The organism is Mesorhizobium sp. M0077 (assembly GCF_040322955.1).
In the GTDB taxonomy this organism is placed as follows: Bacteria; Pseudomonadota; Alphaproteobacteria; order Rhizobiales; family Rhizobiaceae; genus Mesorhizobium.
This window is the reverse complement of the sequence record NZ_JAMYUL010000003.1, coordinates 396,624-416,766: the sequence shown is the minus strand read 5'-3', so window position 1 is coordinate 416,766 and position 20,143 is coordinate 396,624. Positions and strand designations below refer to the sequence as shown.

General features: G+C 63.6%; 21 protein-coding genes. 14 read left to right on the top strand and 7 right to left on the bottom strand.

Annotation, left to right across the window (positions count from 1 at the left end; all coding sequences use genetic code 11):
• Positions 1 to 62: 62 nt before the first annotated feature.
• The 3 genes from NKJ57_RS09265 to NKJ57_RS09255 all read right to left on the bottom strand — a co-directional run bounded on the left by NKJ57_RS09265 (position 63) and on the right by NKJ57_RS09255 (position 2,487).
• Positions 63 to 1,496, bottom strand: coding sequence for an aldehyde dehydrogenase family protein (locus NKJ57_RS09265; protein WP_023672552.1), 1,434 nt, complete (start codon positions 1,494 to 1,496; stop codon positions 63 to 65).
• A gap of 122 nt (positions 1,497 to 1,618) precedes the next feature.
• Positions 1,619 to 2,002: an ACT domain-containing protein gene (locus NKJ57_RS09260; protein WP_023700600.1), complete on the bottom strand. Its 384-nt coding sequence runs from the start codon at positions 2,000 to 2,002 to the stop codon at positions 1,619 to 1,621.
• A 23-nt stretch (positions 2,003 to 2,025) separates the two neighbouring features.
• Entirely contained in the window at positions 2,026 to 2,487 is a 462-nt protein-coding gene (locus tag NKJ57_RS09255) for a GNAT family N-acetyltransferase (RefSeq protein ID WP_023672550.1), read from the bottom strand.
• Positions 2,488 to 2,880: 393 nt separating this feature from the next.
• Here NKJ57_RS09255 and NKJ57_RS09250 point away from each other — a divergent pair, with 393 nt between their 5' ends.
• On the top strand, positions 2,881 to 3,915 hold the full coding sequence (locus NKJ57_RS09250) for a YeiH family protein (protein WP_502902062.1): 1,035 nt from the start codon (positions 2,881 to 2,883) through the stop codon (positions 3,913 to 3,915).
• Here the strand turns inward: NKJ57_RS09250 and msrC are convergent.
• Positions 3,912 to 4,409, bottom strand: a complete 498-nt coding sequence (msrC, locus tag NKJ57_RS09245; protein ID WP_023689662.1) for a free L-methionine (R)-S-oxide reductase MsrC — start codon at positions 4,407 to 4,409, stop codon at positions 3,912 to 3,914. The two genes, NKJ57_RS09250 and msrC, sit on opposite strands and share 4 nt — an antisense overlap.
• A gap of 183 nt (positions 4,410 to 4,592) precedes the next feature.
• Here msrC and NKJ57_RS09240 point away from each other — a divergent pair, with 183 nt between their 5' ends.
• The 7 genes from NKJ57_RS09240 to NKJ57_RS09210 all read left to right on the top strand — a co-directional run bounded on the left by NKJ57_RS09240 (position 4,593) and on the right by NKJ57_RS09210 (position 12,198).
• Positions 4,593 to 5,489, top strand: a complete 897-nt coding sequence (locus tag NKJ57_RS09240) for a GlxA family transcriptional regulator (protein WP_352513339.1) — start codon at positions 4,593 to 4,595, stop codon at positions 5,487 to 5,489.
• A 302-nt stretch (positions 5,490 to 5,791) separates the two neighbouring features.
• Positions 5,792 to 7,096: a M24 family metallopeptidase gene (locus NKJ57_RS09235; protein WP_352513327.1), complete on the top strand. Its 1,305-nt coding sequence runs from the start codon at positions 5,792 to 5,794 to the stop codon at positions 7,094 to 7,096.
• A 382-nt stretch (positions 7,097 to 7,478) separates the two neighbouring features.
• Entirely contained in the window at positions 7,479 to 8,156 is a 678-nt protein-coding gene (locus NKJ57_RS09230; RefSeq protein ID WP_023821142.1) for an isochorismatase family protein, read from the top strand.
• 3 nt (positions 8,157 to 8,159) lie between these two features.
• Positions 8,160 to 9,146, top strand: coding sequence for an alpha/beta hydrolase (locus NKJ57_RS09225; protein ID WP_352513329.1), 987 nt, complete (start codon positions 8,160 to 8,162; stop codon positions 9,144 to 9,146).
• A 413-nt stretch (positions 9,147 to 9,559) separates the two neighbouring features.
• Positions 9,560 to 11,200 (top strand): ABC transporter substrate-binding protein, encoded by a 1,641-nt coding sequence (locus tag NKJ57_RS09220; protein WP_352573683.1) that lies wholly within the window; start codon positions 9,560 to 9,562, stop codon positions 11,198 to 11,200.
• A 173-nt stretch (positions 11,201 to 11,373) separates the two neighbouring features.
• Positions 11,374 to 11,778: a hypothetical protein gene (locus tag NKJ57_RS09215; protein ID WP_023742726.1), complete on the top strand. Its 405-nt coding sequence runs from the start codon at positions 11,374 to 11,376 to the stop codon at positions 11,776 to 11,778.
• Positions 11,779 to 11,844: 66 nt separating this feature from the next.
• A complete protein-coding gene (locus NKJ57_RS09210; RefSeq protein ID WP_488377242.1) occupies positions 11,845 to 12,198 on the top strand; it encodes a tetratricopeptide repeat protein in 354 nt (117 codons plus the stop codon).
• A gap of 38 nt (positions 12,199 to 12,236) precedes the next feature.
• On the opposite strand, the gene NKJ57_RS09205 is transcribed toward NKJ57_RS09210, so the two are convergent.
• The 3 genes from NKJ57_RS09205 to NKJ57_RS09195 form a co-directional block, all read right to left on the bottom strand.
• On the bottom strand, positions 12,237 to 12,890 hold the full coding sequence (locus NKJ57_RS09205; protein ID WP_352510751.1) for a hypothetical protein: 654 nt from the start codon (positions 12,888 to 12,890) through the stop codon (positions 12,237 to 12,239).
• Complete coding sequence (locus NKJ57_RS09200) at positions 12,887 to 13,105, bottom strand: hypothetical protein (protein ID WP_352510752.1); 219 nt, start codon at positions 13,103 to 13,105, stop codon at positions 12,887 to 12,889. The genes NKJ57_RS09205 and NKJ57_RS09200 overlap by 4 nt, the downstream gene beginning before the upstream one ends.
• A gap of 77 nt (positions 13,106 to 13,182) precedes the next feature.
• A complete protein-coding gene (locus NKJ57_RS09195; RefSeq protein ID WP_023672536.1) occupies positions 13,183 to 14,040 on the bottom strand; it encodes a hypothetical protein in 858 nt (285 codons plus the stop codon).
• A 144-nt stretch (positions 14,041 to 14,184) separates the two neighbouring features.
• Between NKJ57_RS09195 and NKJ57_RS09190 the strand changes: the two genes are divergently transcribed.
• Genes NKJ57_RS09190 through NKJ57_RS09165 form a run of 6 tightly spaced genes read left to right on the top strand, consistent with a single transcriptional unit; the run spans position 14,185 to position 20,138 of the window.
• Positions 14,185 to 14,817, top strand: a complete 633-nt coding sequence (locus NKJ57_RS09190; protein WP_352510753.1) for a DUF4129 domain-containing protein — start codon at positions 14,185 to 14,187, stop codon at positions 14,815 to 14,817.
• Complete coding sequence (locus NKJ57_RS09185) at positions 14,814 to 16,019, top strand: DUF4350 domain-containing protein (protein WP_352510754.1); 1,206 nt, start codon at positions 14,814 to 14,816, stop codon at positions 16,017 to 16,019. The genes NKJ57_RS09190 and NKJ57_RS09185 overlap by 4 nt, the downstream gene beginning before the upstream one ends.
• Entirely contained in the window at positions 16,006 to 16,962 is a 957-nt protein-coding gene (locus NKJ57_RS09180; protein WP_352510755.1) for an AAA family ATPase, read from the top strand. Before NKJ57_RS09185 ends, NKJ57_RS09180 begins: the two co-directional genes overlap by 14 nt.
• A complete protein-coding gene (locus NKJ57_RS09175) occupies positions 16,959 to 18,269 on the top strand; it encodes a DUF58 domain-containing protein (protein ID WP_352510756.1) in 1,311 nt (436 codons plus the stop codon). Before NKJ57_RS09180 ends, NKJ57_RS09175 begins: the two co-directional genes overlap by 4 nt.
• Positions 18,266 to 19,285, top strand: coding sequence for a stage II sporulation protein M (locus NKJ57_RS09170; RefSeq protein WP_023694395.1), 1,020 nt, complete (start codon positions 18,266 to 18,268; stop codon positions 19,283 to 19,285). Before NKJ57_RS09175 ends, NKJ57_RS09170 begins: the two co-directional genes overlap by 4 nt.
• Positions 19,272 to 20,138, top strand: a complete 867-nt coding sequence (locus tag NKJ57_RS09165; protein ID WP_352510757.1) for an RDD family protein — start codon at positions 19,272 to 19,274, stop codon at positions 20,136 to 20,138. Before NKJ57_RS09170 ends, NKJ57_RS09165 begins: the two co-directional genes overlap by 14 nt.
• The last annotated feature ends 5 nt before the right edge of the window (positions 20,139 to 20,143 follow it).

Here is a 20,143-nt window from a genome sequence, read left to right as displayed (position 1 = left end):
GCCGCACGTTTGAGAGCTGAAGCCTCGGGACCGGCTGGTTGCCGGTCCCCAAGGGGTAGCCCCTACTCCGCCGCCTCGTAGCCTGCGATGCCCTTGATCTCGAGGAAATCCTCGAGGCCGTATTCGGCGTATTCGCGACCGTTGCCGGATTGCTTGTAGCCGCCGAAGGGCAGGCCGGCGTCCCATTGGGGATAGTTGATGTAGACGTTGCCGGTGCGCATGCGGGCGGCGACTTCGCGGGCCTTCTGAATGTCCTTGGCCTGAATGTAGGAGGCCAGGCCATAGACGGTGTCGTTAGCGGTGCCGATCGCCTCTTCCACTGTGTCGTAAGGCATGATCGCCAGCACCGGTCCGAAGATTTCCTCGCGTGCGATGCGCATGTCGGGCGTGACATCGCCGAACACGGTCGGGCGGACATAGTAGCCGCGGTTGAGTTCGGCCGGACGGCCGGGGCCACCGGCAACGAGCGTCGCGCCTTCATCTATGCCGGCCTGGATCAGGTCCTGGATCTTGTCGAACTGGATCTGGCTGACCACCGGGCCGAGCTTGGTACCGGCCGCATCGGCCGGGCCGACGGTCAATTTTTCGGCCGCCGTCTTGGCGTAGCCGGTCGCCTCATCATGGCGGTCGCGCGGCACGAACATGCGGGTTGGCGCGTTGCAGGACTGGCCTGAGTTGCTGAAGCAGCCGGCGACGCCCTTGCTCACCGCCTTTTCAAGATCGACATCGGGAAACAGGATGTTGGCCGACTTGCCGCCGAGTTCCTGATGCACGCGCTTGACCGTCTCGGCGGCCGCCTTGGCAACCAGGATGCCGGCGCGGGTCGAACCGGTGAACGACATCATGTCGACATCGGGATGGCTGGACAGCGCCTGGCCGACGCCCGGGCCGTCGCCATTGACGAGGTTGAAGGCGCCCTTGGGAACGCCGGCCTCGTCGATGATTTCGGCAAAGATGATGGCGTCGAGCGGCGCGATTTCCGAGGGCTTCAGCACCATGGTGCAGCCGGCGGCGAGCGCAGGACCGACCTTGCAGGTGATCTGGTTCAGCGGCCAGTTCCACGGCGTGATCAGGCCGACGACCCCGATCGGCTCCTTGACGATCAGCGACGAGCCCTTGACTTGGCGAAATTCGAACGACTTCAGCACCTCGGCCATCTTCCGCAGATGTGCCAGGCCGATGCCGACCTGGCTGTCGAGTGCCATCTGGCGCGGCGCGCCCATCTCGCGCGATACGGCCAGCGCCAGATCGGCGCTGCGCTTCTTGTAGACCTCGATTATGCGGTTGAGGATATCCAGGCGCTCCTCGACCGAAGTGAAGCCGAATGTCTCAAAGGCGCGCTTGGCGGCCGCAACCGCCTTGTCGACATCGGCCTTTGAGCCGAGCGAAATCTGCGCGAAAGCATCTTCGTTTGACGGGTCGATGACGTCGAGTGTGCTGGGCACGACAGGATCGACCCACACGCCGTCGATATAGAACTGCAGATTGTGTGACACGGGCTTCTCCTCGGGGGATTTCTGAATTGATGGGGGGCGATCGCCGGATCGTCGTATCGGTTCAGGAATAGCGATGGGGCAAGAGCGATGTCAAACGCAAGGGCGGGCGATTGAGCCTACGGCTACAGAAGCGTGTGCCCCGCCGCGACCAGAAGCCCCCTTGCCGCGGCTTCATCCTTGGCTTTGACGAGCAGATGGTCACCATCGAAGGTGGATACCAGAAAAATGCCGAGTTCGTTTTCCGACAATGGTTTTATCACCGACAGGACGATGCCTGTTTCGTCGAAGGCAAAGGGACCTTGGAGTTTCAGGGCGACCCAGTCCCTGTCATGCTTCACCCCGTCCGGCACCCGATCCTGCAGGCAGACAACCGAAAGCTCGTCGTCGGTCCTGGTAATGCTGACGAAGCCCGGCCCGTCCGCCCAGCCGGGAATGCTGTCTTTTGCTTCGAGGCGCGAAACGGCATACCGCCCCGAGAGCGGCTTCAACCGGACCCTGACTGCCATCCGATCCTCCCTGTTATCGGCCATTACCCCAGTTTCTTGCTCATATAGACCGTGATGCCGTTCATGAACGGCTCCTCCCGGTCGATCGTATAGCCATGCCGTTTGTACAACAACACATTGGCCATGAAGGCGCCATTGGTCAGCAGGCGCAGCTCGAAGCAACTGGCCTCCAGCGCCTTCTGCTCCGCCCGTTCCAGCAGCAGCCGGCCGATTCCCCTGCCCTGCGCCTCTGGCGCGACGCAGACATTCTCGATCCAGAGATGATCGTCGGCCAGCATGGTCTCGATCATGCCGACGATGCGGCCATTTTCGATGGCGAGATCGAACGGATGTTCGGCGACCGCCTTGTCATAGTCGGCGCGCATCGGCAGCGGCTCGCGGCCGATCAGAGGCACCCATTTGGCATAGGCGGCACGCACAATGTCCTTGATGGCAGCAGCGTCCGCCGGTTGGGCCGGCCGAAACAGGATGGAAGAATTGGACATGGCAAAGGCTCCAGACATGAAAACCCCGCCGGCAGACATCGCGGGCGGGGCTGGAACGAACGAACCGATTTAGTGTGCCGGTCTTTGTCGTCGCGCCTTGCCGCTCCGCACTGTGCAGAGGCGACGTCGCTGGGCGATGGCGAGCGAGAAAATGGACATGACGCCACGCTGGAGTGCAAGACGCAGAGCGTCAAGCTGCATAACCGAGCCAGTCATTACGTTGCATGGCACAGGCAAGATTGAAGGCATTGCCGACCGTTCGCAAAAATCGATCATTCCAACAAGAACAATTCGTTGGAAAGATCGATTCTGGAATGACATTCTCCTGAGGTACTTGCCCGGAGAATTGCATTGTCTTCCGCCGCCCAGCTAGCGAACGACATTCCGATCAGCATGATTTCCGCCGACCTGGCCGTGGGCCGGAAGCGGCTCGGTTCCGTGTGGAATGGCGTCATCCCCGGGATCGTGCTGGTGGCGATGATTACGGGGGTGGCCTTCTCGGCCCATAATGTCTCCGGCTTCGCGCTGTTCAGCCCGATGATCCTCGCCGTCGTCGCCGGCATGATCTATTCCAACGTGCTCGGCACGCCCGCCCACGCCAAGGCCGGCATTGCATTCTCGCAGAAGCGCCTGCTGCGCTTTGCCATCGTGCTGCTCGGCTTTCAGCTGACGCTCGGCCAGGTCGTCTCCATCGGCGCCGGCGGCGTCGGCATCGTGGCGCTGACCCTTGGAGCGACCTTCGTCTTCACCATTACGCTTGGCCGGCTGATCGGCGTCGACGCCAAGCTGGCGCAGCTGATTGCCGCCGGCACCTCGATCTGCGGCGCTTCGGCGATCGTTGCCACCAACATCGTCACCGATGCGCGCGACGAGGACGTCACTTATGCCGTCGCCTCGATCACGCTGTTCGGCACCGTCGCCATGCTCGGCTTTCCGCTGCTGGCGCCGGTGCTCGGCCTCGACCAGCACGCATTCGGCCTGTGGGCCGGCGCCTCGATCCACGAGGTGGCACAGGTCATCGGCGCCGGCCTCCAGAACGGCGCCCAGTCCGGCGAGATCGCCACCGTCGCCAAGCTGACCCGCGTCGCCCTGCTGGCGCCGATGGTGATCGCGCTCGGCCTGATGGCGCGCCGCAAGAGCAATGGCGATCGCCCAAGCGACCAATCCGGTGCGCGGCCGCCGATACCGTGGTTCGTCGCCGCTTTCGTCGCCGTCGTGGCGCTGAACAGCCTGGTTGCCGTGCCGGCCGAAGTGAAGTCGGCCATGGCGTTCGCCACCACCATCATGCTGACCATGGGGCTCGCCGCCATGGGTCTGCAGGCCAACATTTCGCAACTGCGCTCGCGCGGCCTTCGCCCGCTGGCGCTCGCCTTCTGCGCCTTCCTGTTCATCGGAGGCTTCAGCCTGATGCTGGTGAAGTTCGCCTAGTCCTCGAACGAACTCGCCGCGACATAGATCGCGGCCAGCGCTTCGATGCCGGCCTGGTCGTCCTTGTCGAAGCGGCCGGGCGTCGGGCTGTCGAGGTCGATCAGGCCGAAGACGCCGTCATTGTCCCTCAGCAGCACGACGAGTTCCGAGCGCGAGTCAGCGTCGCAGGCGATGTGGCCGGCAAATTCATGCACGTCCTTGACCAGCATCGACATTTCGAGATCGATCGCGGTGCCGCACACGCCCTTGCCGACGGCGATGCGCACGCAGGCGGGTTTGCCCTGGAACGGTCCAAGCACCAGCTCCTCGTCGGACGCCAGGAAATAGAAGCCGGCCCAGTTGAGATCGGGCACCATCTGGAAGATCAGCGCCGATGTGTTGGCGGCGTTGGCGACGGAGTCGCTCTCGCCTTCCAGCAGCGCCTTCAACTGGGTGGCCAGTTCGCGGTAGAAAGCCGGCTTGTCGGTGCTGTCGATGGTCTGGGCCGCAAACATGGCGTCGTCTCCATTGCCGGCGGGCCAAAAAGCCCGCTACATTTCCTGTCTGCCACCAATGACGCTCCCGGGAAATACACAATTGTGAATACCGACCGTGCCAGCCAAACACACGACCGGGCGCAACCCGCAGCGAGCGAAGGTCCCCTCACCTTCGCCGTGCTGGTCTTTCCCGGCTTTCCGATGATGGCGTTCAGTTCGGTGATCGAGCCATTGCGCGCCGCCAACGTGCTGGCCAAACGCGATTGTTACCGCTGGGTGATCGTCGGCGCCGACCAGGGAACGGTCGAGGCGTCCAACGGGGTTGTCATACAACCGGGATTCTCAGCGTTCGGCGCGCCGAAGGTCGACCGCATCGTCGTCTGCTCGGGCGGCAATGCGGACTTGCTTGTCGCGGACGATGCGGTTGCCTGGATCCGCAGGAGCCTGCGCACCGGCGCTCACATAGGCGCGGTGGCCGACGCCGCCTTCTTCCTCGCCAGGGCCGGCCTGCTCGACGGCCATGCCTGCACCTTGCACTGGACCAGCCAGGCGGCATTCACCGAGGCCTTCCCGGATATCGAGCTCCGGCGAGATCTCTACGTCATCGACCGCAAGCGCTTCACCTCGGCCGGTGGCGTCGGCAGCCTCGACATGATGCTGGAGATCATCACCAACGATTATGGCGGCGAGCTCGCGGCGGGCGTTGCCGAATGGTTCGTGCACAGCCCCTTGCGCTCGAGCGTCGACCGCAAGCTGATGCCGCTGCGCCTGCGCACCGGCGTCCAGAACGAACTGGTGCTGTCGGCCATCGCCATCATGGAGGATGCGGTGGAAGAGCGGCTTGGGATGACCGAGTTGGCGGCAAGGCTCGGCGTCTCCTCCGACAAGCTGGAGCGTAATTTCCGCAGCGAGCTCAGCATCTCGCCCAATGGATATTACCGACGCCTCCGGCTGCGGCGCGCCGCCGACCTTTTGGCCCATTCGACGCTGATGGTGCGAGACGTGGCGCTGGCCTGCGGCTTTGCGTCCATGTCAAGTTTTGCCCGAGCGTTTCGCGAGGAGCATGGGCACGCGCCGAAGGCGATGCGGCGGCATTAGGGACGCTTATCGGCCACGCCGAGTTCCCGCCCACCCCCCTCTGCCCTGCCGGGCATCTCCCCCGCAAGGGGGGAGATTGGGAGCTCGGCGGTTTTCGCAAATCACCAACGCTGGGGTGCTGACGCGGCCAGCGAAGCTGCTAATCTCCCCCCTTGCGGGGGAGATGGCCGGCAGGCCAGAGGGGGGTGTGACGGATCGTTGCCGAACGACTTCTACTGCGGCATTTCGCACGACATCTGCGGATTCTCGCACAGACATTCTGCGGTTCGTAGCTATGTTCAGGCCTTCAGGAGGCGCACCCAATGAGCATCGTCGTTTTCGACCCCGACAGCACCGTGGATGTGGATTTCAAGGACCGCATGCGCCACCCGGTCGCGGCTGACTCCGCCGGCGGCATGTGGCTGTCGGACACCGAGCCGTCCTTCATCGATGCCGACGCCTTGCGCAAAGGGCGGCTGGCGAAACTGCGCGGCTGGATGCGCGAGGCGGGCTATGGGGGCGTCGTTTTGTTCGACCCCTACAACCAGCGCTACGCCACCGGCTCGCGCAACATGTTCGGCTATTTCCTGCGCAACTCAACGCGCTATTTCTTCATCCCGACCGACGGGCCGATCGTGCTGTTCGAGTACCCGCAGAGCTACCATGTCTCGATGGTGCTCGACACGATCGACGAGGCGCGGTCGTCCAAGCTGGTGTGGTCTTCGGTGTCGGGCCGTGACGACGAGACCGCCGGTCCCTTCGCCGACGAGATCGCCGAGCTTTTGAAGAAGCACGGCGGCGGCTCGATGAAGCTCGGGCTCGACCGCTGCAGCCATTTGCAGGCGCTGGCGCTGGAAAAGCGCGGCTGCGACGTCAGGGATTGCCAGGGCGAAATCCTGGCTGTGCGAGCCGTGAAGACACCTGAGGAAGTAAAATGCCTGCAGGTGTCGATGGCCGGCGCGGAAGCCGCTGTTTATGCCGTGCGCGAGGCGATCAAGCCCGGCGTCTCCGAAAACGATCTGTTCGCCATCATGTATGGCGAGGTGATCCGCCAGGGCGGCGAGTTCATCGAGACGAGGCTCCTCACCTCGGGACAGCGCACCAATCCCTGGTTCAACGAGGCCAGCGGCCGCAAGATCCGGCCGGGCGAGCTTCTGGCGCTCGATACGGACACGATCGGCTGCTATGGCTATTATTCCGATTTTTCGCGCACCTTCCGCTGCGGGCCGGGCAAGCCGACCGACTATCAGAAATCGCTTTACCGCATGGCACACGACCAGGTTCAGCACAACATTTCGATCGTCAGGCCGGGCATGGCTTTTCGCGAGATCGCCGAAAAGGCGTGGAAAATCCCGGACCGCTTCGTCGACCAGCGCTATACCTCGGTGATGCACGGCGTCGGCATGCATGGCGAGACGCCGTTCATAGCGCACGCCATGGACTATGAAACCTACGGCCGCGACGGTGTTGTCGTGCCCGGCATGGTGGTGAGCGTGGAAAGCTATATCGGCGAGAAAGGCGGCCGCGAGGGCGTCAAGCTGGAGGACGAGATCCTGATCACCGACACCGGCACCGAGCTTCTGTCGCGCTTTCCCTACGAGGATGAGTTTCTGGAGAAGCAGGTTTGATGGTCGTTTCGCATCCCTTGGCAACCAGCGTGAACGCCAATCCCGTCGTCATCCTAGGGCGAAGCAAGGAGCGCAGCGACGCGGCGCAGACCCTAGGATCCATGCCGGGACTCCTCCGCGCCGCAACGGAGCAAGTTCTGCTCCGCCGCATTCCTTGGCCAATGTCACGGCATGGACTCCAGAGCGCCGCAAGTGTGCAGATCCTGCACAGTTGCACTCCACGGTCGACGTCACGGAATGGATCCCAGGGTCTCCGCGACGCCGCTGCGCGGCTGCTTCGCCCTGGGATGACGAAGTTCGGAGGACGCCGACCAATCTTCATCGCTTGCGCTGCCCTTGCGAGAAGAACGGCGGCGGCGGTCGCGAACCCAGGCCCGTCCACATGAAAAGCCCCATCTCGATCAAACGCGGCACGGTCGCCGCGGCGTTCATCGACCTCCAGGAAGAGCATCGGCAGGACAAGCGCTATCTGGTCGAAGGTTTTGGCGAGGTGCTTGCCAACGTCCAGCGCCTGCAGGCGGCGGCGCGGCGCAACTTCGTGCCGCTGTATCACTGGGCCTATATCGTCGATACCGCCAAGGCGCGTCCGTTCCATCCGCTCGACGCCGACGGCAAGTCTGCCTTTTCCGACAAGACCGATCCGCTGACGGAGATTTGCCATGAGGTGGCGCCCGCGGCCGGCGAGACGATGCTGGTCAAGACGCAGGCCAGCGCCTTCGGCGCCGGACCTGGCGCAACCGAACTCAAGGCGCGCGGCATCGAATGGCTGATCGTCGCCGGCGTCTGGACCGAGGCCTGCATCGACGCCACCGTGAAGGACGCGGTCGCATCCGGCTTTCGTGTGCTTCTGGTCAAGGATGCCTGCGGCAGCGGCAGTGCCGCCATGCACCAGACCGCCATCCTCAACCTTGCCAACCGGCTCTATGGCGGCGCCGTCACCAACACGATAGACGCGTGCCGGCTGATGGCGGGCGACACCGTCGATGCATGGCGGGTCGAGGGCTCGGTGCCGCTGCGCTTCACCTTTGAAAACGCCGAACGGCTCTACGGCGAGCTCTGAGAGATGGGCACGGTCCACAAGCTCAAGATCGCCAGGCGGGGGAAATACGCCACCCTGCTCGATCCGGCGCTGTGGGAGTATATCGACCTGGTCAATGACTGGTTCCCGCCAGAAATCGCCGAACTTCCGATCGCCGAGCAAAGGTCGGTCTATGATGCGATGTGCCGCGCCTTCCATCAGGGTTATCCCAAAGGGGTTTCGGCCAGCGGCGGCATCATCGCCGCCGATGCAGGGCACGCCATCCCGATCCGCTACTATCGGATGGCGGGCAAGCCCCTGCGCGCCGTCATCGTCTACTATCATGGCGGCGGCTTTGTGCTTGGCGGGCTCGACAGCCATGACGACATCTGCGCCGAGATCTGCGCCGGCACCGGTTTCGACGTTGTCTCGGCCGACTACCGGTTGGCGCCGGAACATCCCCACCCGGCCGCCTTCGACGACGCGCTGACCGTGTTCGAATGGGCGGCGGTGACAACGGACCTGCCGATCGTGCTCGTCGGCGAAAGCGCCGGCGGCAACCTTGCCGCCGCGGTCGCGCACGCGTCTCGCCGCCACCTGCGCCGGGCGGCCGGCCAGGTGCTGATCTATCCCGGCCTCGGCGGCGACGAGAGTGCCGGCTCCTATGTCGAACATGCCGAGGCACCGTTGCTGACGCTGCGCGACATCGCGTTCTACCGCACCATTCGCGCTGCCCCGGCACAGTCGCCCGACGACCCGACTTTTTCTCCGCTGAAAGACAACGACTTCTCCGGCCTGCCGCCGACTGTCATCATCACTGCCCAGTGCGATCCGCTGTCGTCGGACGGCGAGACCTATCGCGACCGTGTCGTTGCCGCCGGCGGCCGCGCCTGGTGGTATGAGGAGAACCGCCTCGTGCACAGTTTTCTGCGCGCCCGCAAAAATGTTCCGCGCGCCGGCGAGGCGTTCGTGTGCACGCTTGCAGCCATCGCCGCCGTCGCCGTGCTCGGCAAGAAGGACTGGCCGTATTGAGGCGGCGAAGCGCTGATCTCCCCCTCGTGGGGGTTGAGGAGTGGTCCGCGTAGCGGATGGAAAGCCAATTGCTTGGCTTTCCGAACGACGAAAGCCGGCAGGCCAGAGGGGGGCGCGAAGGATCGCGGCCCTTCAGTATCCTAAATCAACGCAACGATTATCTGTGAAGATACTCCAGTCGGCAGACGGGATGGCGGGACAGCGCCCCCCTCTGTCCTGCCGGACATCTCCCCCACAAGGGGGGAGATTGGCCGTCTACCTCTGCGGAGTGGCGCACAAGAATTGCGGAAATGAGAACATTTCCCGGGATCGGCCCGCTTTATCATCACCTGCTCAGGCAACGGCGCCCGATGATCGCATCCGCCCCCAGCGGAGGCGGACCGTCGGGGCGCCCGACAAAAGAGGGAACAACGATGAAATTCATGCTGACCGACCGCAATTTGCACCCGCAGGCGAAGCCCGTTGCCGATGATTTCAGGAAAGGCGGCGTCAACCGGCGCGAATATCTCGCCATCATGGCCGGCTTCGGCGTCAGCGCGGCCGGAGCACTGGCATTGGGCGGCCTCAGCGCGTCGCCCGCCCGGGCAGAGGAGCCGAAGCGCGGCGGCACCTTGCGCGTCGCCATGAACGTCAAGGGTTTCAAGGATCCGCGCACCTTCGACGGTGTCGAGATGTCCAATGTGGCGCGCCACTGCAACGAATATCTGGTGCGCTGGAACCGCGACTTCACCTTCGAGCCGTGGCTGCTCGAAAGCTGGGAAACCAGCGACGACGCCAAGACGCTGACGCTGCATGTGCGCAAGGGCATCGCCTGGTCGAATGGCGACACCTTCAACGCCGACGACGTCATCCACAATCTCACCCGCTGGTGCGATGCTTCCGTCGCCGGCAACTCGGTCGCCGCGCGCATGGGTGCGCTGATCAATGCCGACACCAAGAAACCGGTCGACGGCGGCATCGAGAAGGTCGACGACTTCACCGTCAAACTCAATCTGCCGAAGCCCGACATTTCCCTGATCGCCGGTATGGCCGACTATCCGGCTTTGATCATGCACCGCTCCTATGAGGGCGGCGACGATCCGATGAAGGCGCTGGCGATCACCACCGGACCCTGCGAACTGGTCAGCTGGAATGACGAGACAAGTGCTGAGGTGAAGCGCAAGGACAAGCCCTGGTGGAAAGGCGACTTCCATCTCGATGGCATCAAATGGGTCGATTACGGCTCCGACCCCAACGCCATGCTGTCGGCGTTCGAATCCGGTGAGATCGACACCGACCACGAAACCGCGTCCGACGCCGTGTCGCAGACCGAGCAGATGGGCTTGCTGAATTCCGAGATCGCCACCGGATCGACCATCGTTGCCCGTTTCAATGTCGGCAACGCACCCTATGACGACGTCAAGGTGCGCCGCGCCGCCCAGCTTGCCGTCGACAATTCCGCCGTGCTGGCGCTCGGCCTCGGCGGCCGCGGCAAGCCCGCCGACAACCACCATGTCGGTCCGATGCATCCGGAGTACGCCGATATCGGTCCGGCCAAGCGAGATATGGATCAGGCGAAGAAACTGCTCGCCGAGGCCGGCAAGGCCGACCACGAATTCGAGCTCATCTCGGTCGATGTCGAATGGCAAAAAAGCACCGGCGATGCGATCGCCGCGCAGATGCGCGAGGCCGGCCTGAAGATCAAGCGCACCGTGCTGCCGGCGGCGACCTTCTGGAACGACTGGAGCAAATACCCCTTCTCCACCACCGAATGGCTGGGCCGCCCGCTCGGCGTCCAGGTGCTGGCGCTCGCCTATAAATCGGGCGCCGCCTGGAACGAAAGCGCTTACGCCAACAAAGAGTTCGACGAACTCCTCGACAAGGCGCTGGCAACGCCGGATGCTGCCCAGCGCAAGGAGATCATGGCCAAGATCGAGCAGAATCTGCGCGATGCCGGCATCATCATCCAGCCCTACTGGCGCTCGGTCTACCGCACCTACCGCAAGGGCGTGCAAGGCTGCGAACAGCACCAGTCGCTGGAACAGCATTTTGAGAAGGTGTGGCTGGAGGGGTGATCCTTCGGGGACGCCGCATACCGGCTGGCACCTGAGCGGTATGTCGCTCAGGTAGATACCTGCAGCGCACTCCGAGCATTTACGACGGTGTCTGTCTTGACGCGGCGACCGTGGATCGGTCTGGTGTGTCGACGAGGCGCCGCTGTGGGCTCGCGTCATTCCGGAGAATACACATGCGCGCCCGTTGGGCTTTCATTCTTGCACCCATTATTCCGGCGATCCTGCCCGGCTACAATTGGCATGCGAACCACCCTGAGACGGGGCCGTTGTCGGGCTTCATCTTCGTAACCCTTGTTTTCTATGTTGTGGAGGCGGTGGTAGGAATTCCGGCCTTCTATGTCCTGACCCGACGGCGCTGGCAGTTTTTTTGGGTATACGTCGTCGTTGGCTTTCTGGCAGTTTTTGTTCCAGCGTTTGTCTTCGGCCTCAGTAAGTGGAGTCCTCCATTGGGAATCGGCGGAGTTCTCTATGCATGCTCCTTCATAGGGATACTCGGTGGCGCTACAGGGCTGATCTTCTGGCTTTTGGTGCGCCCAGACAAGGACCCTGTCGAACAGATTGCTTCGCACTTTACCTAGGTCAGCACCCCAAGATTGAGTTCAAGGCCTGATACACTTTGGCCGCGATATTTTGCACGAGAACGCATGGACCACTTCGACCTCGGCACCTATCGCCGTCCAATCTCCACCGCCTCGGCCGAGACGCAGCGCTGGTTCGATATCGGGCTGAACTGGTGCTACGGCTTCAACCATGAGGAAGGCATAAAGTGCTTCGAGAAGGCGCTGGAGACAGATCCTGATTGCGCCTTCGTGCATTGGGGCATCGCCTCTGCCGCCGGGCCTTTTTACAACCTCACCTGGAACGAGCACGGCAAGGACGAGGCAGACCGTGCGGCCAAACGCTGCTTCGACCATGTCCAGCTCGCGCGGGATGTGGCGATCACCTCGTCGTGCCTGTGTCGGACGAGCGCGGAGGCGGGGCCAAGCTGTTGTCACTGAAATCCCCGCCGCCCGACCAGCCGAGTTGGCTTCGCCTTCTAAGAGAAAATCTCCGCCAGTTCGTCTACGCTGGTGCCTTCCCTAACCTGGCGCAGTTCAACATAGGCGACCGCAATGGCCACCGATGCCACCGTGGACACGACCGTCGCGATAAGGACGCTTCCGATAGCGCCGAAAATCAGGGCGACCGTCGAGAGGCCGCTGAAGAAAGCGAAAATCAGGCCGATCAGCAAGGCAAACATCATCTGGAAGGCAAGCGCCGCCAAACACAGGATCAGAAAGACACCGAACATCGGCCAGCGGCTGCCCTTTGTCAGAGCACGGCTGCGCGACATCGCGCCAAACATGCCAAGCCGCTCCTGCATCAGCACCGGCACGGAAACCGATATGCCGAGCAGCCACCTGATGCCGGCAACGAGCAACACCACGAAGGCAATGATCGCTCCGAAGATCGGCACCAACATTCCGGCGATGCCCATCACGATGAGGCCAAGGATCATGGCCAAAAAGACAATCAGCCCCACCCCCAGCGTCGGGAATATGCTGCGCAAGGCTATCTGGATGCAGTCGCCGATCGCCGGGCGCTTGCCGTTCAGGTCCTCTACCGTCGCTTGCACCAGCGAGGACTGGAACAACAGCGCGCAAACGAAATAGATCAGGCTTAAAACGAGCGATAAGAACGAGCTGCTCATAATGACCCACTTCGCGCCGAGTGGAGGTGCGGCGATGTAGCCGTTGGGGCCGCCATTCCAGTGGTCGACAGATTGAGCGCAACTGCTGGGAGGACCAGGAAAAGCGCCGCCAAAGCAATCATCAGACCGGGATTGCGGTCGATCACGGCGAAGGTGTTGTTGAAAACCCTGCCGATCTGGAACTTCTCAAGCCGCGCCGACGCCGTCGATGCCACGATTACCCCTTCCGGCCCGAGCTAGATCCCGGCCAATCGCGCCAACATGACTGGCTGTTCTCGGGCCAAAACCTTCGTTACGAGAAGATCTCCGCCAGTTCGTCGACGCTGGTGCCTTCCCTGACCTGGCGCAGCTCGACATAGGTGACGGCAATCGCCACCGAAATCACCGCCGAAACGATTGTCGACAGCAGGCTGCTTCCGATGGCAGCGGCAATGAGACCGGTCGTGCTGATCCCGCCGCTCGCAATAGCAGCCTGAAACAGCAAGGTGAAAACCACTTGTAGCCCTATCGCAACAATGCCGAGGACCAGAAACAGCGCGAATATCCGCCAGCGGCTTCCCTTCGTCAGCGCCCTGCTTCGCGAAATCGAGGCGAAGACGCCAGGCCTTTCCTGAACTGCGACGGGCACAGCCACCGATATGCTGATCAGCCACATGGCTATGGGGATGAGCGACAGAAGTGCAATCACACCGCCGACGATGGGGATGGCCATGGTGATGACCGTTAATATCATCGCCACCAGAAACATTGCCACGATGATCACAAGACCAATTCCGAGCGTGGGGAGGAAGCTGCGCAGGGCTATCTGAATGCAATCGCCAATCGACGGGCGCTTGCCGTTCAAATCTTCGATTGTCGCTCGTACCAGCGCCGCCTGCGCCAGAAAGGCCAAGATCAGGAGCACCAGGCCGGCAATCATCGAAACGGCACCATAGCCCGCCATAGCCGATTGCTCGAAGCTCGCCCCAGGTACTGCTATCTTTGCAATCTGTCTAAAGCTCCAGATGTTGTACAGCAGCGCAGGCAGCGTCGAAAAAAGGCCGACGATGGCGGCAAGTGGGACGAAGCTGCGTCCGATTACCGAAAACGTATTGCTGAAAGCCCTGCCGACGCTGAACCGTTCCGGCCGCTCGCTCGCGATTGACGTCATGTTACATTCCCCCCGACTAATGGATACCCCAAATCAGAAAGTATAAATCACCGATATTGATACTTGCGGTTGCCGCCGCTTGCAATTGCCTTGGCGTATTGCCAGTGTCGGCCCGCGAACCGCAGGTTGCATGGGGGCGAAAAGGTGACTGCTGCACAGCCGGACGCTGCGCAAGCCGAATGGCTGGCCAAACTGCACAAGCAGTTGCTGTCGGACGATTCGATCCAGTTCGACCTGCCGGCCTACGTACAGCCCAAGACGCCTGAGTGGCTAAAGCCGCTGGTCGAATTCCTGGCACAGCTCGGCCCTTACATGATCTATCTGTTCTGGGGGGCCGTGATCACAGGTGCCGCAATCATTCTGCTGCTGATTTTCCTTGAGGTGAAAGGCGTCGCCTGGCGCCTGCCCTGGTGGCGCCAAAAGAGCGTGACCGAGGCGGAAGCGACATGGCACCCCGACGTTGGCGCCGCGCAGGTCCTGCTGTCGGAAGCCGATGCGCTGGCCGCCCGGGGCGAGTATGACGAGGCGGTGCATCTCCTGCTGCGCCGCAGCGTTGCCGACATTGCCGGCCGCCTGCCCGACTTCCTGCGCCCGTCGCTGACCGCGCGCGATATCGCGGGAGCGGCGTCGCTGCCAACGCGGGCGCGTGGCGCCTTTACCCAGATCGCGCGCATCGTCGAGGCGGCGTTGTTCGCGCGCCGGCCGGTCGGGCCCGAGGGCTGGCAGGAGGCGCGCAGCGCCTATGAGCGATTCGTCTTCAGGGATGCCTGGACGTGAGTGACGCGACAGCCGACATCGCCCAGCAGGAGCCGTTCAGCCGCAGGACGCTGTTCTGGGGCATTTTCGCCAGCCTGCTCGCGGCCGCAGGCTTCTTCCTGTTGTCCACCTATGCGCCCGACTTTCGCCAGCCGAGCGTCGGTGGCGCAACCCCGCTGTCGAAGAGCGGCATCGGCTATGCCGGTCTGGCGCAATGGCTGAAGCTGACCGGCGAAGCGCCCGACATGGCGCGGTCCGACAGCGATCTCGAGACCGAAATGCTGCTGATCGTCACCATTTCACCCGACAGCGACCCGGATGCGCTTGCCAACATCATCAAGCTTCGAAAGGGCCTGGATACGCTGTTCGTTCTGCCCAAATGGGCGACCTTGCCGCTGTTCCAGCATGAGGGCTGGGAGATGAAGATCCAGCGACTGCCGGATGTGGTGGTCAACGACTGGCTCGGCCGCATCGCCAAGGCCAAGCTCGGCGAAGGTGAGACCACGGTCAAGCAACTCGACGTCTCAGGGCAAGTGGTCAGCGTTCCCGACCAGTTGCAATGGGTGGCCGACGAACACCCGCTGATTGCCGCCGGCAACGGCAAGGCCGTGCTGACCGAGATCGAAGACGAGCGGTTCTACATTCTGACGGACCCCGATCTCATCAATAACGCTGGCTTGAAATATCCCGACAAGGCGGCGGCGGCGCTCAAGCTGATCGAGCTCCTCCAGCCCGAAAAGGGTGCCGTCATGTTCGACCTGACGCTGCATGGCGTCGGGCGAAAATACGATCTCGCCAAGCTTCTGGTCGAGCCGCCCTTCCTGGCGCTGACGCTGACCATCCTGGCGGCGGCGGCACTTGCCTTCCTGCATGGCCTTGGCCGGTTCGGGCCGCCGCGGGCCGATCAGCGCGCCATCGCCTTCGGCAAGCGCGCGCTGGTCGATACCACGGCGATGCTGTTGCGCCGCGCTGGCCGGCTGGAGGAACTGGGCGACCGCTATGGAGCACTGGCACGCGTGCGCGCCGGCGCGCTGCTCGGCGCGCCGCACGGTTTGCAGGGCGAAGCGCTCGACCGCTGGCTCGATTCCCGCGACAAGGACGAAGCCGGCGGTTTCACGACCCGCCTGCAAGCTGCGAACGCGGCAAAGACCCTGACACAAATGCATGATGCAGCCGAAAAGCTGCACGACTGGACGGCAAGGAGGCTCGGTGAACGTCGATGATGTGAAGGCCCTGGCGACACAGATCAGGGAAGAGGTGGCCAAGGCCATCACCGGGCAACACGATACGGTCGATCTGATGCTGACGGCATTGTTCGCCGGCGGGCATATATTGCTCGAAGGACCGCCGGGCACGGCCAAGACGATGACGGCGCGCTGCTTTGCCCAGGCGCTGGGGGTCGCCTATGGCCGTATCCAGTTCACGCCCGACCTGATGCCCGGCGATATCGTCGGTTCCAACATCTACAATTTCCAGACCGGGCAATTCACGCTGACGCGCGGCCCGATCTTCTGCGACCTTTTGCTCGCCGACGAAATCAACCGCACGCCGCCCAAGACCCAGGCCGCCCTTTTGGAGGCGATGCAGGAACATGCCGTCACCTTCGACGGCACCACCCATGCGCTCGGCCAGAATTTCATGGTGGTGGCGACGCAGAACCCGATCGAGCATCAGGGCGTCTATCCCCTGCCCGAGGCCCAGCTCGACCGTTTCCTGTTCAAGCACCGGGTGAGCTACCCCGGCGCGCAAGAGGAAAAGGCGATCATCATCCACCATGGCGGCGGCACCGCCTCGCACGATATCAAGCAATACGGCATCACCGCCCAGGCCGACCGCAAGACGCTGGAAAAGGCGTTGGCGACCGTCGGCGAGGTCACGCTTGTCGACGACGTCGTGGACTATATCGCAAGGCTGGTGCGGGCCACGCGCGCCAGCCCCGATCTGGAAGTCGGTGCCAGCCCGCGTGCGGGCGCCATGCTGGCGAGAGCCGCACGCGCCCGGGCAGCGCTCGACGGGCGCGCCTATGTCATCCCCGACGACGTCAAGGCGCTTGCGGTGCCGGCGCTGCGCCATCGCGTGATCCTGTCGCCGGCGGCGCAGATCGACGGCCGCCTGGTCGAGCAGATCGTCACCGACTTGGTCGACCAGACGGAAGCGCCACGTTGATCTATCCGAGCGGCCGGTTAGTCTGGGCAGGTGCGGCATGTGCAATACCGGCCTTCCTGATCGCGCTCGCGCTGCCGTCGCTGTGGTATCTCGGCCTGTTGTGGATCTGCGTGCTGCTTGCTTTCCTGGCCGTGGACGCGGCCGCCGGGCGCGGACGCGCTTCCCTGGATGCCAGCATCCATGCCCCGCCGCAAGTCAGCGTCGGCGGCAAGTTCACCGTCCATGTCACCGCCGGGCTCAGGGGACGGTCGCGCGCGGTGCAGGCGCGCCTCGGCCATGACGAGCGGCTGGCCCCGCTGGGCGGCACCGGCGGCGCATGGACCGCCGAGGCCGGCAGCGCATCGCTCGATCTCAATTTTCAGGCGCTGCGGCGCGGCATTGCCAGGTTCGACCGCTTGTGGGTGCGCTGGCCCGGGCCGTTCGGCTTGGTCTGGAACCAGGTCGTACTGCCAATGGACAACAAGGTCGCGATACTGCCCGATATCCGCAGCGCCCGCGACGAGGCAATCACGCTTCTACAGCGCCAGTCGCTGCCCGACGGCCATGCGCAACGCCGCGCCGGCCAGGGCCGCGAGTTCGAGGCGCTGAAGGACTACCAGCCCGGCATGGGCCGGCGGATGATCGACTGGAAGCGCAGCGCCCGCCACGGCAGGCTTCTGGCGCGCGAGTTCCGCATCGAGGAGAACAACAACATCGTGCTGGCCATCGATAGCGGCCGGCTGATGTGCGAGCCCGTCGACGGCGTGCCGAAGGTGGACCGTGCCGTCACCGCCGCCTTGCTGTCGGCGTTCATCGCACTGAAGGGCGGTGACATGGTCTCGCTGTTCGGCTTCGACGCGCGGCCGCGCGTTTCCAGCGGCGCCGTGCGCGGCTCCGCCAGCTTCGCCATGATCCAGAAGCGGGCGGCGGAAATCGACTATTCCACCGAAGAGACCAATTTCACCCTGGCGCTGACGACGCTGGCGGCGCGGCTCGACCGGCGTTCGCTGGTGATCATCTTCACCGACTTCGTCGATCCGATCAGCGCCGAACTGATGCTGCGCACCGTCGGCCGGCTCACCGAACGGCATCTGGTGCTGTTCATGATGATGAAGGATGTCGAACTGGAGACACTGGCCGACATGCCGCCGGACGCACCGGAGGATGTGGCGCGCTCCGTCGTCGCCGGCGGGCTGCTGCGCGAAAGGCAGGTCGTCATCGGCAGGCTCAGGCTGCTCGGCGCGCATGTCATCGAAGCCGACCATCAGAGGCTCGGGCCGGCGCTGGTCGAGCGCTATCTCGAGCTCAAGCGAGAGGATCTGTTGTGAACGCGCTGGTCGGCAAGGATGCGGTGCGCCAGTCGCTGGCGAGCTTCCGTTCGGAGCGCGAGGCCGACTGGAAGGCGTTCGAGGCGCTGCTTGCCCGGGTCGAGAAACGTGCGCCACGCACGCTATCGGAAGACGAACTGCTGTCGCTGCCGCTGCTCTACCGCTCGGCGCTGTCCTCGCTTTCGGTGGCGCGGGCGACGTCGCTCGACAATGCGCTGGTCAGCTATCTCGAAGCGCTTTGCCTGCGCGGCTACTTCTACCTCTATGGCGCACGTCGCGGCTTGCGGCAGCGCATCGGCGACTTCTTCCTGCATGACTGGCCGCATGCCATTCGCGATTTGTGGCGCGAGACCTTGCTGTCGGTCGTCCTGACCTTTGTCGGCGCCGGCGCCGGCTACTGGCTGGTGGCCAAAGACAAGGGCTGGTTCGACGCCATCATTCCGCCGAGCCTGGCCGGCGGGCGCAACCCGGACGCCTCAGTCGAAGTCCTGCGACAGGTGCTTTATGACGGCGCCGACAGCAATTTCCTGTCGGGCTTCGCCGCCTATCTGTTCACGCACAATGTCCAGGTGGCGATCCTGGCCTTCGCGCTGGGCTTTGCCTTCGCGGTGCCGAGCGTGCTCTTGATCCTGATGAATGGCTGCCTGCTTGGCGCGATGTTCCAGATCTACGTCGCCAAGGGGCTTGGGCTGGAGCTGGGCGGATGGCTGTCCATCCATGGCACCACCGAGATGTTCGCGATCGCCTTGGCGGGCGCCGCCGGCATGCGCATCGGCACGCGCATCGCCTTCCCCGGCGAACTGACGCGGATGACGGCTGCTGCCGATGCCGGGCGCGTGGCCGCCACCACCATGGTCGGGGTGACGATCATGCTTTTGTTTGCCGGCCTGCTCGAAGGCATCGGCAGGCAGGTGATCACCAGCGACGTGACACGCTATGCCATTGGCGGCGTCATGCTGACGCTGTGGCTTTGCTATTTCTATGTGTTCAGGGTGGTGCGGCATGGCGACCGCTAGGCGCGCTGCCGTCTCGACGATACGGCCGCTGATCACGCCGGAAGGGGTCGATCTCCGGATCAAGCTCGCCGATGCCGGCACCCGCGCCGCCGCCTTCCTGCTCGACTTTGTCATCATCATCGTCACGGCGATCGTGATCTCGATCGTTGCACTGTTCGGGCTGGCCGGCCTCAAAGGCGAAGGCGCGCAGCCGCTGTTCATCGTCTGGATCATCCTGATCTTCTTCCTGCGCAACGCCTATTTCATCGTCTTCGAAGCCGGCCGCCGCGCCGCCACGCCCGGCAAACGGATGCTCGGCATCCGGGTGGCGTCGCGCAGCGGCGCCGGCCTGTCAGTCGATCAGGTCATTGCCCGCAACCTGATGCGCGAGATCGAGATCTTCCTGCCGCTGTCGATCATCCTCGGCCGCAGCGAGATGGGGCTCGCCGACACGCTGACGACGATCTTCGGACTGGTGTGGACGCTGCTGTTTGCGCTCTTCCCGCTGTTCAACCGCGACCGCATGCGCATCGGCGACCTTTTGGCCGGAACGTGGGTTGTCGAGGCGCCGAAACTGGCGCTGGTCGAAGACCTGTCGCAACGCCAGGACACCACCACCCGCGCATTCCGCTTCACCCAGGCGCAGCTCGATGCCTATGGCATCGCCGAACTGCACAAGCTGGAGGAAGTGCTGCGCCGCGACGACTATTTCGCGCTGAAAGCCGTGGCCGAAACGATCGGACGCAAGATCGGCATGACGATCGAGCCGGTCGATTCCAGGGCCTTCCTCACCGCCTATTACGGCGATCTGCGGGCACAGCTTGAGCGGAAGCTTTTGCTCGGCACCCGCAAGGCAGATAAGTATCAGCTGTAGATCGG